Consider the following 14,151-nt stretch of genomic DNA (forward strand, 5'->3'; position numbering starts at 1 on the left):
TGTAAACTATGGCTACAACCCTGCGGGCCAGGTCGCCAGCATCACGCTGAACCCAGTGGCAGCCAACGGTACCGGCACCAACATCAACAGCACCATTGTTTTGCTGAACAATATTACCTATGCACCGTTTGGCGGAACCACTGGTTGGACATGGGGCAATAGCGTTCCGGCAAACCAGTACGCGCATGTGCGCACCTACGATCTCGATGGTCGGATCAGCGGCTATACCTTGGGAAGCCCTTCTGCCAACGGCGTGGTGCGCACGGTCAATTACGACGCCGCCAGCCGTATCAAGGGATACACCCATGCTGGCACAGGAACGGCGCCCATCCCTGCCAGCCTGAACCAGACCTTTGGCTACGACGAGTTGAATCGTCTGACCAGCTACAGCGGCAACGGCACCAGCCAGACCTACGCCTACGATGCCAGCGGTAACCGCATCAAGGCCGGGTTTGGTGCGAACAGCTACACGAATACTATCGACCCGCTCAGCAATAGACTGAGCGCGACCACGGGCCCGGGGCCGGCAAAAGCCAATCTCTATAACGGCGCGGGCGATCTGACGACGGATGGCACGCACGTCGTCACTTATAGCGGCCGGGGCCGCCCGTACAGGAACCAGAATGGTGCTGTCACGACCCACCAGCTGTTCAACGGCTTGGATCAGCGTGTATTCCAGACTTACGGTGGTGGTATATTCGTCTATGACGAACAAGGACAGCTGGTAGGTGAGTACAGCTATCTCAACGGCAAGGCGACGCGCGATACGGTGTACTTGGGCAACCTGCCAGTGGCTGTGCTGACGCAGACAGTGACGGGTACGGCACCCGCCCAAAGCACGGCGATTAACGTGTTCCATATTCATCCAGATCATCTGGGCACGCCCCGGATGATCACGCGCCCGCTCGACAACAAGATCGTCTGGCGCTGGGACAATGGTGATCCGTTCGGGCTGACACCGCCGACCGAATATTTCAACGGATCAGGCACCTTTACATTCAATTTGCGGATGCCAGGCCAGTATTACGACCGAAGCACCAATCTGTTCCACAATTACCACAGGGACTACGATCCTCAGACTGGACGGTACGTGCAGAGCGATCCGATCGGACTGAATGGTGGCATTAATACATATGCATATGTTTCGGCTGACCCTATCCGAAAGGTGGATCCTACAGGGCTAGTTGCCAAATTTCAAGGAACACCGTGGGAAGTGGCAAGAATGACATTAATTTACAATAATATTAGCAATAATACTTTCGGAGCATCTCTGACTAGTCAAATTAATTTCAGGGCAACGGTATACACTTTCGTCGCGGGTCCCTCTCCGCGTGGGGCACCAGCCGAATACGATCGCCTAACACAAACAATTTACATGGATCTTTCTTTTCCCGGTAGCCAAGGATCCGCAGTGATGACTCCTGATGGTATGTTGCCGAGTACTGCAGAGGAAATACTGGCACATGAGATAGGACACGCACTGGGGACTTATGATATCGGCCCTGGGAAAATGGATAATGTCCATAAAAACGAGAACCCATACCGTGAAGCCGCGTGTCGCCCCTTGAGAATTAGATATTAATAGGAAAATCTATATTATGAAACAGAATAGCCTTGTGGCACTGCTGATCGGTGCGATTTTCTCTACCTTAGCAATTGCTGAGCAGCCTCAGATATCGGTTGGACAGCTAGAGGGCCGAGTCCCAGAGGATGATGCCCGCGCGGCGATCCTTGCAGGAAAACTGAATTTTCTTGGCGTCGCAGGCTTTTCTCTTACTGTACCTGGAATTGATGAAAGTAATTGTCAGGTGGCACGTCAGTTCGTCGACATTATTCCGGGTACGAGTGACGTCATTAGTTTCGAGAATAGAGGAGTGTCTCTTTCCTTAATCAATAGTTATGCATTTCGTTACAATTTATATATGAAAAAATACAGAAAACAAAAGATAATCATGGATTGTCAGTGACTGGGGCGCTGAGCGGGCAGCGGGAAACCCGCATCTCGGGTCTGACAAACGGATATGGGCTGTTGCATAGTTAAATGCGGAGAACAACTCTCAATCGCTGGGGAAATGCTCCCTTCTTCAACAGCAGTTTGCGGATGTATGGGGAAATAATGAAAAAATCTCGCTTTGCCTTTTATGTTGATTCGTTCAAAATCGTTCGTGAAAATATCCTTCATTTGCTCGGCCCACGGATCTATGAAAACTGTTTATTAGCCTGATTATGTCTTTACCCCAGACTTCACCTGTATCGAATACGCGACAAAAAAAGTGGTCGAGTCTGACAAGCGGACGTGGGCCGATGCGTAGGTAAATAGGTCATTCGAAAGTTTCTTCTTGCGCGGCAACGGGGCCAAATCCGACAAGCGAGGGAAGGGCCTATCTCCGAGACCGCACCTATCTGGCGAGAACGGCTACTGGACTGGCACTTCTGGCGCATGAACTTGTTTATGTTGGCCAATATCGCAATGGAATGAATCTAGAAAAATATTTATGGTTGGCGAAAGGCTGCTATTTTTCGGCCAGCAAATACGAGAAGCCTGCCTACGATATGAAAGTCCGGGTGAAAAGCGATTTCAGCAAGCCTGGGGCAAATTGCGGGTGCGGAAAATGAAAAATCTTTTCTCGCTTATTTTAGGGGGCTGCGTCTTGAGCGGGTGCCTCCAGTCACGAGAGTGGCGCGGTGACATACGCGGCGCGCGTGAGTTTTATCGCCAGCCTATTACGCAGCAACAAAAATTATTTCGTCAGCACCCATTGCAAGATCAGCTCGATTTATTTTTCTTCGGGAACCAAGTTCGTCATCCGCCTGCACTTTATCTTGCACAATGCTTTGCGCTCAACGGTGCTCCCGCAGTTGAACTCTTACGCTCAAAGCTCAAAGAAGATAGTGGTGACCTGACTGTACGCGATATCACTATGCTACTGTCAACCATTGATGCGATGGGTAAATATGATGCCGCAGCCGACGCGCAATTGATGGCGTTATTAAAGCAGCGGATTGCGAAAATGCACGACGATGGCTGGCGTGATACGGCAGAGAGAAAAATGACTGGCATTGGCCATGAGCGAAACGAGTTGGCGAGCCAAGCGCCTGAATGCAGTTAGCTACGAAAAGCGACTTCTTGAAGAGCGGCGCATGTAGAAGCAAGGCGGCGGCGACAATGTGCTTCAGCCAATCTATGGGCCGGAAGTGGAATATGGGGGCCAACTGTCGATCGGTCACGGATGCGGGCAACGAGCGACCGGCAAAACGCAACTGGAAGCGCCGCCCGTGCCATCGCTCACCCATAACTGCTGCGCGTGATGGATGAAGGTCTGTCGCAGCAAGGCCAGATCGTGGCTCGTTCGGTGCCCCCAGCACTGAGCGAACCACGGCGCCGGGCTTGCGTTTGAGTGCCGGGAGCAGATGGCGATAGTCGACGCCCTTGCCGCGCCCGCTGACATCGCCAAGGCCGCATCGGCATCGATTGGCCATTCGGTGCCCTTGCCGACGTAAGAAAAACAGCAGTTTTTCGGACGGGTCGACGCCACCCATCGAGCGATCGACTGACTGGGACATACAAACGGCACAAACGTTCCGAAACAATTATCCTGTCAATCCGGCCAGCGCCGGTTGATATCGACCGCCGCGTCGATATTGGCGATCAGCAGCTCGACAAACACCGGATCGAGATGCTGGCCGGATACTTCCCGCAGGTGCGCCACCACCTCGTCCACCGGCCATGCTTCCTTGTAGCAGCGCTTGTGGCTGAGCGCATCGAACACATCGGCCACGGCCACGATGCGCGCGTACACATGAATGTCCGGCCCCATCAAGCCCTGCGGATAGCCGCTGCCATCGAATTTTTCGTGATGCTGGTGAGCGATCACGGCCGCCGCCTTCAAGATCGGCCGCGATGACCCATCCAGGATCGACAGCCCCACGGTCGGGTGCTGCTTCATGATTTCCCACTCCTCGGGCGTGAGCTTGCCGGGCTTGAGCAGCACCGCGTCCGGCGTGGCGATCTTGCCGATGTCGTGCATGGGCGCGGCATGCATCAGCACCGCCGTTTCATCTTCCGGCATGCCCCACGCCTGCGCCAGCATATGGCACACCTGCGACATGCGGCGCACGTGGTTGCCCGCCTCGTTCGAGCGCGATTCGACCACGTCGCCCAGCCGCATGATCAGCTCAGCCTGGGTATCGGTGATCTCTTGCGTGAGCAGGATATTGTCGAAAGCAATCGCCACACCGGAACAGAACACTTCAAGCAACTGCGCATCGATGTCGGCGATTTCCTCCACGCCCTTGAGCACCAGCAAGGACGCCTTGCCGCTGCTGTTGGGGAAGTAGCCGACATAGGTGTCGCCATGCAGGCGCGAGATACGGTTGCTGCGCGCGTCGTCGAGCTGGGCCATCAGTTCCGGGCCGAGCATGGCCTCCCCGATGTCGCCGATCTGGGCCAGGACTTCGTATTCGCTCGCGCCGGTGATGACGCTGGCGCCCGACAGGCGCAGCAGCATGCTTTTTTCCAGCCGCAGCAGCGCCACAACCTGCTGCAGCAAGCCGCTGGCGAAGTCTTTCAGATTGCGCTGCTGGAAAATGTGCGAGGACGCCGCGATTACCCGCTCCAGCCCTTCGCGGTAATTGGCTTGCAGCAGGCGCGCGTCCTCGACCTTCATGATGTCGCGGTAGGCGCGCAGGGCGGCAAAGGTGGTGGTGAACAGTTTGGTGCGGTCGAGCTCGGTTTTTTCCTTATAATCGTTGATATCGTAATTGACGATCACGCGCTCTTCCGGCGCCTGGCCCGGCTGGCCGGTGCGCAGCACGATGCGGGTGAACTGGTTGCCCAGGTCTTCGCGCATCCAGCGCGCCACTTCCAGGCCGCTGTCGTCGTGCTCCATCACCACGTCGAGAAACACCAGCGCGATATCGCTCTCGCGCGCCAGCACTTCCTTCGCTTCGGCGCCGTTGTAGGCATGCAAAAAGGTCAGGGCGCGTCCGTCGAGGCGGAAACGGCTCAGGGTGAGCTTGGTGATGTCGTGGATGTCCGGCTCATCGTCGACCAGCAAAACTTTCCATGGAGCGAGTTTGGGCGTGGCGGATGACAGAAATGACATGAACAAGTTCCGATACCGGTATGTTGCAAGGCAAGCGCATCGGTAGCCAACAAGCTGCCGGTGACGCCCGGAGGAGTCCGTTCGATTGTAGACCCACTCCCCCCTATTAACAACATGCAATACAAAACCCGTCATGCTTGCACACGGATTTGGTCAGCGCTGTTGCAAGCGCGCCATTAGCCGTAGCGTTTTTGGCATTTCTCGCAGTAAAATGCGCGCCGTTTGGTCAGTCCCAGATGTCCTTTTGAGAAGGGAATATCGCAGCGCGGACAGGTGCTCTTGCGGTGCGCCAGCCAATGCTGTTTCAGCACGAACTGCTTTTTCCATTCCAGGAAATCGAAACTGTATTGACGTGCCTGCTCCACCAGGGCGCGCAGCTTGGGCGCCGGCAGCGCGCCGATGGTCGAGAGCGGATGCAAACGGATGCGGAACAGCACTTCATTCTTGATGATATTACCCACGCCGGCGAAGATGGTCTGGTCGAGCAGGGCGTCGCAGGCCAGCATGTCGGGCGCGGCGCGCAGTTTCTTGCGCGCCTTGGCCGCGTCCCAGGTGGGCGACATGATGTCGGCGTCCCAGTCGTAGCTGGCGTCGAGGTCGGGTTCGATGTGCTTGACGGAGCAGGCGTAGAAATTCAGTTCGCTCCCATCGGTAAATTCGAGCGCCATGCGCGGCGGCTTGTCCTTGCGCTCGTCGATGCGGTAGCTGCCGAACAGCATAAAGTGAATGCGTAATACCGTGTGCGGCAGTTCGATGATGAAATGCTTGCCCCAGCTGCGCAGCGAGACGATTTTCTGCCCCTCCAGGCTGGGCAGGTCAACGGTCTTGGTGTTGCCGCTGGCACGGGCAATTTCCTTGCCGACGAAACGCGTGGTTTCTTCGCGCAGGATGACGAGCGATGGTCCTTCGGGCACGGTGATCTCCTTTTTTCCGATTCTGGATTGAAAGCGGGAAAGGCAGTGTGCGGCGACTAACATTTCGATACAAAGCGTGACAACTCGTGGCTCAACGTTCTTGTCAAAAGCGCGTATATTCAATAGGAAGAAGCACTGTGCGCATTGAAAGGATGGACATGAAAAACGTATTGATCAAGTTATTGCAAGCGAGCGCGCTGGCGGCGGCGATGGCCCTGCCGGCCAGCGCCGCAACCGCCGTGGCGACGGTGACGTATGCCGAGCCGGACCGCTTTACCGACGTGCCGTTCACGCCGTGGGAACGCGAGCGCGTGCTCAAGCAGCTCACGGCCCACTTCGACAAGCTGGCGGCCAGTCTGCCGCCCGGGCAGGAACTCAAGGTGGAAGTGCTCGACCTCGACCTGGCCGGCCAGACCAAGCCGAATTTTCGCGGCGGCCAGGATTTGCGGGTGATGAACGGCGGCGCCGACTGGCCGCGTATTCATCTGCGCTACAGCATCAGCGAGGGCGGCAAGGTGCTCAAATCGGGCGAGGAAAAGCTGAGCAATATGCAGTATCTGCACCGGATGAATTCGTACGGCAACAACGAGCTGCTGCGCTACGAAAAGCAGATGCTCGATGACTGGTTCAAGCAGACCGTGGCGACGCGCTAGCCGCCACGGTCGTTCCTGACGCTCAGCGGTTGCCGGCCGCCGCCTTGGCGCGCTCGGCCATCACGTCCCTGACCGTGTAATCGGCCGGCACGGCAAACAGCGCCGCGGCCGGTTCCTCGCGCTTGATATTGGTCAGGCGGTAGATCCGTTCGCCGCTGCGCGGGTCGGTGTGCTTGCTGTACACGGTCACCTTCAGGTCCGGCGCATACCAGCTTTCGTGCGACACCACGATGGCATTGCGGTTGCCGACTTCCCCGGCGGGAATTTCGTAGGTGCGCAGCTTGCCGTCCGCCTTGATGCCGTCGATATCCTTGCTGCCCAGCTCGCGCGTGCTGGCCTTGGCCGCCCAGCGCATGTCGCCGAATGCCCCCGCCATGGCCGGGCCGAGGCGCGAACCAGCCATGCTGTCGGCGATCTGGATGCGCACCTTTTCCTGGAACTGCTTGCGCGCTTCGCCATCGCCCCGGTCGACGCTCTTGACGATGACGTCATCGGCGTCCGCGCGGCGCTCGGGCAGCTTGCCGCCGGCGCGCAGTTGCGCCACCCGGGCCTGGGCGGCGGCGCGCGCAGCGGCGCTGGGGGCGGCCACCCGGGTCGCGCTTTTCTGGCGCGGGTTGAGGATGTAGGTGACCCCCTCGGCCGGCTCGTACAGGGTGATGGTGCGCACGTCTCCGGCCGCATCGCGGATTTCCTGGCGCGTGCGGCCGGCGCTGTCGCGGTAATTCATGGTGCTGCTGGTGCGGCTGATCTCGTTGCCGTCAGCCAGACGCTGCATCTGTTCCGATACCGCTTCGGCGCTGTAGGGCGCGTTCTTGACGGCCTTGCCGTGCATCGGCATCAGCGGACCGGTAAAGCGCAAGGGATCGGGCGGGGTGCTGACGGCGGCCTGCGCCGCGGGAAGCAGCGCGCTGCCGAGCAGAACGGCGAACAGGAGTGGGGTGGTGTGCATGATGGTCCTTTCCGGGGTGAATGGGATTACTGTGAACTCAGGCGCAGGGCCAGCGGCGCACCGTCGGCGCCCACCAGCATTTCGGCGCGCACCGAGTCGCCCGCCGTGTCCGGGCTGACCGGCACGCCGAGCGAGGCCAGTTCGGTGCGCGGCAGGCTCGTTTCGAGCATGCGCGGATGGGGTTCCTGCTCGATCCGCTCTTGCGAGGCGAGGGCGATGAAGGCGAGGCCGTCGTCAAGCTGCGGCAGCGGCGCGTCGCCGGCGGCGCCGGGCAGGGGCGCGCGCAGGATCAGCACGGCCAGCATCGCCGCCGCTGCGCTGCCCAGGCCGCCCGCCATGCCCCATTGCGCCGGGGACAGGCGCTGGTACCAGCGCTTGCGCGCACACTGCCTGGCAAAGGCGGCCATGAGCGCCTGCTCCACGCGCTGCGGCGTGCTGCAATCGGCGGTAGCGCTGCGCAAGGCGGCGAAGGCGGGATCGATGGGGTCGTGGTTCATGGCGCTCTTTCAGCAATCAGTCGTGCAAGGCGGGACGGTGCGCCGCCAGCCGTTTGGCCAGCGCGGCGCGCCCGCGCGAGAGGCGCGAACGCACGGTGCCGATATCGATCTGGCAGATCTCGGCAATCTCCAGGTAGGACATGTCGTGCAGCTCGTAGAGGATGACGGCGTCGCGGTAGTGGGGCGCCAGCAGGCTTAGCGCGCGCCGCACCTGCTCGGCCAGTTCGTTGTCGAGCAGGCGCGCCAGCGGTTCGCCTTCCTCGCTGCCGGGCTCGAAGGCGCTGTCGTCATCGTCGTCGCGATCGGGCAGGCTGGCAAGGCGCAGGCGCGGCTGCTCGTGCTTGAGGATCAGATTGCGCGCCACGCCGAACAAAAAGTGCGGCAGCAGCCCGCGCAGCGGGTCGTAGCGCACACTCCCGGTCAGCAACCCCATGAACACTTCCTGGACAATATCGGCCGCCGTATCGCCCGAGCCGGTGCGCAGCAGGGCGAAGCGGTACAAGGGCGCCTGGTGGCGCTGGTACAGCGTCTGGAATGCCGCGCCCACGCCATCGCGCAGCTGGCGTAGCAGGTCGGTGTCAAGCGGCAGGGGTGGGGGCGGCATCGTCATGGTGGTCTCGTCCCTGTATTGCCGCCCGGGGACGAATAAGTTCCAACTATTTTGCGATGACTCAGTCGATCCAGTTCACGCGCGGGAATTTGGCGCGGAAATCGTCCGGCATCGTCACCACTTGCGTGGTTTTGTAGTTGAAGAAGACGAAACCGGACTTTGCCATGGCGATCTGTTTCCTGTCGCGCGGACGGCTCACGCGGAAGATCAGGTCGCCGCCGTATTTATTGAAATCCATCACGCCGACCTCGAACAGCAGCTGGTCGCGCGCATGCGCTTCGGCGCGGTAGGTCGTGGCCATGTCGGTGACGATGATGCCGGTGCCGTCGCGCTCGGTTTCGGCGATGCCGAATTCGTACAGGAAGCGCGCACGCGCCTCGGAAATCATCGAAATCATCGAGTCGTTGCCGAGGTGGTTGGCGCCGTTGATGTCGGTCACGCGCACGGTCAGCGGGGTGGTGTAGCAATACTGCTCTTCCGGAAATTCAAGGATCAGGCGGGCCATAAGGGTACCGGTTCGTGAAGGACGGGGCAAACGCCGATTTTAGCGCGTCATGCCCCGCCCGACCGATTTGTTACCGCGCGGCCCTGTCAGGACGTACCCGCGCGCACGATCCGGTAGACCTTGCCGGTGGCGGCGATCAGGTACAGCTCGCCGTTGCCATCCTGGCCGAACGAAAGCACGGCGTCGATGTCGGGAATGGACCAGCTGGCCGGTTCGGTGACGCTGTTGTCCTTGTACAGGAAGCTCTTGAGGTAGCCGCCGCAATAGTCGGAATAGAAGTAGCGCCCGGCCAGTTCCGCAATCGCCTTGCCGCGGTAGACGTAACCGCCCGTGATCGAGCAGCCGTTGACCTTGTTGGGGCCATGCTCGTACTCGAAGGCGGGCAGGGTCACCCCGGACTTGTTGCAGATGGCCGCGTTGTAGCACAGCGACGCTTCCATGATGTTCCAGCCGTAGTTCAGGCCGCCCTGGGAGATGCCGGCGATGTCGACTTCCTCGCGCTTGCCCTGGCCGACGTCGGCGATGTACAGGCGGTCGGCGTCGAAGGCGTAGCGCCACGGATTGCGCAGGCCGGACGCCCAGATCTCGGCGCGGCGCCCGGCCTGTCCGACGAAGGGGTTGGTCGGTGGAATGACGTACGGTTGCGCGCCCCGCGAATTGGCGACGTCGAGGCGCAGCATTTTGCCGAGCAACACATTGAGGTTTTGCGCATTGCCGTTCGGGTCGCCCGCGCCGCCGCCGTCGCCCGTGGCCAGGTACAGGAAGCCGTCCGGGCCGAAGCTGACCAGGCCGCCGTAGTGGTTGGTGGCGCCGGGGTGGGGGATGCGGATGATTTCCAGCACCGCGGTCGGTTCGGCCAGGTTGCGGTTGGTGGAGGACACGCTGTGCCGTTCGACCACGATGTTGTTGCCGGCGTCGGTGTAGTAGATGAAGAACCAGCCGTTGCTGGCGTACTGGGGATCAAAGGCCATCGACAGCAGGCCGCCTTCGCCGGTGGCGGCGACCCGGTTGCGGATGTCGAGGAAGGGCGTGCCCAGCAGTGCGCCATCCTGCATCACGAGGATGCGGCCGCTGCGTTCGACGATGAACTGGCGCGCGTCGCCGGCGGGGGCGGCGAGGAACACGGCACCGCTCACGCTGGCCACTTCGCGCACGCCCAGCGCCAGGGTGCTGCTGCTGTAGCTGATGTTGACGACGGCGGTGCCGCCATCGGCCACGGTGGCGCTCTGGACCGGCGCGGCGGCGCTCCAGCTCAGGTTGCCGCTCAGGATGCTGTCTGCGGTGACGGTATAGCTGCCGGCCTTCAGTCCGGTCAGGGTCTGCCCCGCGCTGATGGTTTTTGCGTAGGATGCCGGGCCGCTGATGCGCACCGCCGCGGGCAGCCCGGCCGGCAGGTTGGCCAGGTTGACGGTCAGGGCGCCGTTGCCGGCTGGCTGCTTGTCGTCGTCCGAGCCGCCGCAGGCGGACAGCAGAAGCATGGCGAGCGCGGCCAGGATGGTTCGCAGGTGGGGTGTGAGCATGTCATCCTCCGCAGTGTCTTGAGCGATTGACAATACTGGCCGCCCCGGCGCCGGTCTGTGCGCCATCGCACGCCGTTCAGCGGGCAGTGGCGGCGGCCGGGGAGCCGCCGCGCACGGCTAGCAGATAGAACAGGAGCGAGGCCAGCGAACAGCCCAGCAGCAGCGAAAACAGCAGCGCCGGCGAGGAGTTGAACTGGAGCAGGGCGGCGATGGCGATGGGGCCGGCGGCGCGTGCGATCAGCGCCGGTCCGGCCAGGGCGCCGGAAATGGCGCCATAGTTGCGCGCGCCGAACAGGATCTGCGGCAAGGTGCCGCGCACGATGGTCAGAATGCCGATGGACAAGCCGTACAGCACGCAGAACAGCGCCACCGCCACCTGGTGCTGGCCCCAGAACAGCACGGCCAGCAAGGCACCCGGCAAGACCGCGAAGCAGAAAGTGCCGCTCGCCTGCGGGCGCGCGTGGCGGGCCATGCGCATCTCGCCGAGCCGGCCGGCCACTTGCATCGGCCCGATCAGCGCGGCCATCCACACCACGCTGGACAAGGCGTGGCCGTAGGATTGCAGGATGGGGATCAGGTGCGCCGACAGCGCCGAGAAGATGAAACTGTTGGCCGAAAATGCAAAGGCGAGCTTCCAGAAGGCGGGATGGCGCAGCGCCTGGCGCAGGCTGAAATCGGCGCCCGCCGCGGCTTGCTTGTGCATCTGGGCGGCTTCGGGCGGCGTGCTCAGCAACAAGTGCAGCGGCATGCACAGCAGCAGCTGGACCAGCCCGTAGGCCAGGTAGGTCGTGCGCCAGCCGGCGATGCCGTTCAGGTGCACCGTCAGGGGCCAGAACACGGTGCTGGCGAAGCCGCCGAACAGGGTGAGGGTGGAGATCGCCCGGCGCGCGCCCATGCCGAACTGGCGGTTGAGGGTGGCGAAGGCGGCGTCGTACAGCACGGCCGGCATGGCCGCGCCGAGCACGGTCCAGGCCAGGTAGTAAGCGGTGGCGCCCCGGGCCTGGCTCAGCATGATGAAGCCGAGGCCGCACAGCAGCGAGCCGCCGGCCATGACCAGGCGCCCGCCATGGCGGTCGATCAGGATGCCGGACGGGGTGGCGGTGAGGCCGGCCACCAGCAGGCACCAGGAAAAAGCGCCGAACACGGCGGCCCCCGGCAAGGCCAGTTCGCGCGCGATATCGTGGGCCACGACGGCGAAGGCGTAGTACAGCGTGCCCCAGGACAGGATCTGGGTGACGGCGAGAATGGCGATGGTGGCGACGGTGCGGGGAGGACGGTCCATGGGGTGGCAAGCTTGCGCGTGGTTGGCGCAAGGGCGCACCCGACGATTGTACGAGTATCCGAAAAATATTGCTGATGGTCATGTTCGGCCGCGAAGGGCGGCGCGGACTGGCGCGATCGGGGCCGCTTCAGGCGCTCAGCATCATCCGCTCGTGCAGCAGCGACTCGAACTCGTCGGGCGGCAGCGGTCCGCCGAACAGGAAACCCTGGCCGTAATCGCAGCCGGCCCGGCGCAGGATGTCGTATTGCTGTTCGGTTTCCACGCCTTCGGCAATGACTTTCAGGCCCAGCTTGTGCGCCATGACGATGATGGCCTCGCACAGCGCCACATTCGCTACGTCGTGCTCCAGGTTGTAGACGAAGGACTTGTCGATCTTGAGGTAATCCAGGTTGAACTTGCGCAGGTAGGACAGCGAGGAGTAACCGGTGCCGAAATCGTCGAGCGAAATCTTGATGCCGGCCTGCTGGAAGGCCAGCAACTGCTTCATCACCGCGCTGTTGGATGCCAGCAGCAGCCCCTCGGTGATCTCCAGCCCCACTTCGGGCGGGCCGGCGCTGCCGTTGAGATCGAACGAGTTGTCGGTCAGCCAGTGGCGGCAGTTTTCGCCATTGGTGTGATAGAACTGGGCCGGCGACACGTTGATGTTGACCGTCAGCTGCTTGTCGACACTGCGCCAGCGGCGCGCGTGCGCCAGCGCCTTGCGAAATACCCAGTTGCCGATCGTGACGATCTGGCCGGTGTGTTCGGCGATGGGGATGAAGTCGACCGGGCTGACCGCCCCGCGCGCCGGATGCTGCCAGCGCACCAGCGCCTCGGCCTTGCGGATGCGCCCGTCGTTCATGTCGACGATGGGCTGGAAATGGACCGCGAGCTGGTCTTCGTCGATGGCACGGCGCAACTCGTTGCTGATCGCCATGCGCGCCTGCGCCGCCTCCTGCATGCTGGGCGTGAAATAGGTGAAGCGGTTGCGGCCATTGTCCTTGGACTGGTACATGGCCTGGTCGGCGTTGCGCAGCAGCTCGCCCGCCGACTGCGCGTCGCGCGGGTATATGGTGATGCCGATGCTGGCCGAAATGTACGCCAGTTCATTTCCGAGCAGGAAAGGCTTGGCCAGGTCGTTGCGGATTTTCTGGGCCACGTCGGTGACCGTGTCGACATTGTGCAGTTCGCTCAGGGTGATGGTGAATTCGTCGCCGCCCAGGCGCGCCACGGTATCGCTCTCGCGCACATAGGTTTGCAGGCGCTGGCCGACCTGCTTGAGCAGCATGTCGCCCACCTGGTGGCCGAGCGTGTCGTTGATTTCCTTGAAGTGGTCGAGGTCGATGAACAGCAGGGCCAGCGGCAGCCCGCTGCGGTGGGCTTTTTTGATGTCCATTTCCAGCCGGTCCTGGAACACATTGCGGTTGGGCAGGCCGGTCAGGCGGTCGATGTTCACTTCGCGCAGCGCCTGTTCGATCAGCTGGCGGTCGCGCACCTCGGTCGAGAGCGAATAGGCTTGCTGCTGCAAGGATGCAATCGTGCGCTGCAGCATGTGCACATTGGCCGCCGGATCGTAGCTCTCGGCCGGCAGCACATGGGTGTGCAGGGTGCACACTTCGTCGAACATGGGCGCGTCGGCGGCGGACGGAAAGGCGTTGAGCGGATAGGCGCACAGCAGCTCGAAATCGAACTGGCGCTGCAGGTTGTTGAAGAAGCGCTCGACCCGGATGGCGGCGTCGTGCTTGCCCACGGCATTGAGCGAGCAGTGCGAGGTGGCGCACAGGATCGCCACCATTTCGCCGAACACGCACACGCGGCCGCGATGCCGCTCGCTGGCCTTGCGGATGACGTTGCCGATGGCGGTGCGGAAGCGCCGCTCGTCGGGCATGCCACTGTCCATGAACATGGGCAGCATGTGGTCGGCATGCAAGGCCAGGTAGTCGCCGTTGGCGCTGCGGCCCTGCGCGTCGACCAGCCCGCGCGCGAACAGGTTCTCGTGCAGCATGTCGAGATGGCCGCTGGTGGCAATGGCAATGCCTTTGTCGCCGCGCTCGAGGGCGTCGCCGATGTAGTCGGCCAGGCCCTTGATGAGAAAAACGTCGTCCTCGTAAAACTGGACCAGATGATCGTTCATGCG

The 14,151-nt window shown here is 61.7% G+C and carries 13 protein-coding genes; 4 read left to right on the top strand and 9 right to left on the bottom strand.

The window, feature by feature from the left end; genetic code table 11:
• The 3 genes from RBA41_RS25110 to RBA41_RS25120 all read left to right on the top strand — a co-directional run.
• Positions 1-1,582: RHS repeat-associated core domain-containing protein (locus RBA41_RS25110; RefSeq protein WP_306626962.1), on the top strand; the 1,582-nt coding region annotated here is incomplete at its 5' end.
• Positions 1,583-1,598: 16 nt separating this feature from the next.
• A complete protein-coding gene (locus RBA41_RS25115) occupies positions 1,599-1,967 on the top strand; it encodes a hypothetical protein (protein WP_306626963.1) in 369 nt (122 codons plus the stop codon).
• A gap of 528 nt (positions 1,968-2,495) precedes the next feature.
• The gene (locus RBA41_RS25120) at positions 2,496-3,110 is read left to right on the top strand and encodes a hypothetical protein (protein WP_306626964.1); all 615 of its coding nucleotides are present in this window, start codon (positions 2,496-2,498) and stop codon (positions 3,108-3,110) included.
• 489 nt (positions 3,111-3,599) lie between these two features.
• On the opposite strand, the gene RBA41_RS25125 is transcribed toward RBA41_RS25120, so the two are convergent.
• Positions 3,600-5,105 carry a response regulator gene (locus RBA41_RS25125; protein ID WP_306626965.1) on the bottom strand — a complete coding sequence of 502 codons (1,506 nt, stop codon included), beginning with the start codon at positions 5,103-5,105 and terminating at the stop codon, positions 3,600-3,602.
• 176 nt (positions 5,106-5,281) lie between these two features.
• On the bottom strand, positions 5,282-6,019 hold the full coding sequence (locus tag RBA41_RS25130) for a DNA-formamidopyrimidine glycosylase family protein (RefSeq protein ID WP_306626966.1): 738 nt from the start codon (positions 6,017-6,019) through the stop codon (positions 5,282-5,284).
• A 158-nt stretch (positions 6,020-6,177) separates the two neighbouring features.
• Between RBA41_RS25130 and RBA41_RS25135 the strand changes: the two genes are divergently transcribed.
• Positions 6,178-6,672 (top strand): DUF3016 domain-containing protein, encoded by a 495-nt coding sequence (locus RBA41_RS25135; protein ID WP_306626967.1) that lies wholly within the window; start codon positions 6,178-6,180, stop codon positions 6,670-6,672.
• A gap of 22 nt (positions 6,673-6,694) precedes the next feature.
• Here the strand turns inward: RBA41_RS25135 and RBA41_RS25140 are convergent, their stop codons facing one another.
• From RBA41_RS25140 to RBA41_RS25170, 7 genes are all read right to left on the bottom strand, one after another.
• Positions 6,695-7,621: a hypothetical protein gene (locus RBA41_RS25140; protein ID WP_306626968.1), complete on the bottom strand. Its 927-nt coding sequence runs from the start codon at positions 7,619-7,621 to the stop codon at positions 6,695-6,697.
• Between the two features lie 26 nt (positions 7,622-7,647).
• Positions 7,648-8,118, bottom strand: a complete 471-nt coding sequence (locus RBA41_RS25145) for a hypothetical protein (RefSeq protein ID WP_306626969.1) — start codon at positions 8,116-8,118, stop codon at positions 7,648-7,650.
• A 16-nt stretch (positions 8,119-8,134) separates the two neighbouring features.
• Positions 8,135-8,728: an RNA polymerase sigma factor gene (locus tag RBA41_RS25150; protein ID WP_306626970.1), complete on the bottom strand. Its 594-nt coding sequence runs from the start codon at positions 8,726-8,728 to the stop codon at positions 8,135-8,137.
• 61 nt (positions 8,729-8,789) lie between these two features.
• Positions 8,790-9,233 (bottom strand): thioesterase family protein, encoded by a 444-nt coding sequence (locus RBA41_RS25155; RefSeq protein ID WP_306626971.1) that lies wholly within the window; start codon positions 9,231-9,233, stop codon positions 8,790-8,792.
• Between the two features lie 86 nt (positions 9,234-9,319).
• Positions 9,320-10,753 (bottom strand): PQQ-dependent sugar dehydrogenase, encoded by a 1,434-nt coding sequence (locus tag RBA41_RS25160; RefSeq protein WP_306626972.1) that lies wholly within the window; start codon positions 10,751-10,753, stop codon positions 9,320-9,322.
• A gap of 76 nt (positions 10,754-10,829) precedes the next feature.
• Positions 10,830-12,035 (bottom strand): MFS transporter, encoded by a 1,206-nt coding sequence (locus RBA41_RS25165; RefSeq protein ID WP_306626973.1) that lies wholly within the window; start codon positions 12,033-12,035, stop codon positions 10,830-10,832.
• A 127-nt stretch (positions 12,036-12,162) separates the two neighbouring features.
• Positions 12,163-14,148, bottom strand: coding sequence for a putative bifunctional diguanylate cyclase/phosphodiesterase (locus RBA41_RS25170; protein ID WP_306626974.1), 1,986 nt, complete (start codon positions 14,146-14,148; stop codon positions 12,163-12,165).
• Between the last annotated feature and the right edge of the window lie 3 nt (positions 14,149-14,151).

The organism is Massilia scottii, from assembly GCF_030846495.1.
GTDB lineage: Bacteria > Pseudomonadota > Gammaproteobacteria > Burkholderiales > Burkholderiaceae_D > Telluria_A > Telluria_A violaceinigra.

Excerpts from the sequence above, each read along its gene's own strand:
- RBA41_RS25140 (WP_306626968.1), bottom strand. The coding sequence starts at position 7,621 with ATGCACACCACCCCACTCCTGTTCGCCGTTCTGCTCGGCAGCGCGCTG.
- RBA41_RS25135 (WP_306626967.1), top strand. The coding sequence starts at position 6,178 with ATGAAAAACGTATTGATCAAGTTATTGCAAGCGAGCGCGCTGGCGGCG.
- RBA41_RS25150 (WP_306626970.1), bottom strand. The coding sequence starts at position 8,728 with ATGACGATGCCGCCCCCACCCCTGCCGCTTGACACCGACCTGCTACGC.
- RBA41_RS25155 (WP_306626971.1), bottom strand. The coding sequence starts at position 9,233 with ATGGCCCGCCTGATCCTTGAATTTCCGGAAGAGCAGTATTGCTACACC.
- RBA41_RS25125 (WP_306626965.1), bottom strand. The coding sequence starts at position 5,105 with ATGTCATTTCTGTCATCCGCCACGCCCAAACTCGCTCCATGGAAAGTT.
- RBA41_RS25160 (WP_306626972.1), bottom strand. The coding sequence starts at position 10,753 with ATGCTCACACCCCACCTGCGAACCATCCTGGCCGCGCTCGCCATGCTT.
- RBA41_RS25165 (WP_306626973.1), bottom strand. The coding sequence starts at position 12,035 with ATGGACCGTCCTCCCCGCACCGTCGCCACCATCGCCATTCTCGCCGTC.
- RBA41_RS25145 (WP_306626969.1), bottom strand. The coding sequence starts at position 8,118 with ATGAACCACGACCCCATCGATCCCGCCTTCGCCGCCTTGCGCAGCGCT.
- RBA41_RS25170 (WP_306626974.1), bottom strand. The coding sequence starts at position 14,148 with ATGAACGATCATCTGGTCCAGTTTTACGAGGACGACGTTTTTCTCATC.
- RBA41_RS25115 (WP_306626963.1), top strand. The coding sequence starts at position 1,599 with ATGAAACAGAATAGCCTTGTGGCACTGCTGATCGGTGCGATTTTCTCT.
- RBA41_RS25120 (WP_306626964.1), top strand. The coding sequence starts at position 2,496 with ATGGTTGGCGAAAGGCTGCTATTTTTCGGCCAGCAAATACGAGAAGCC.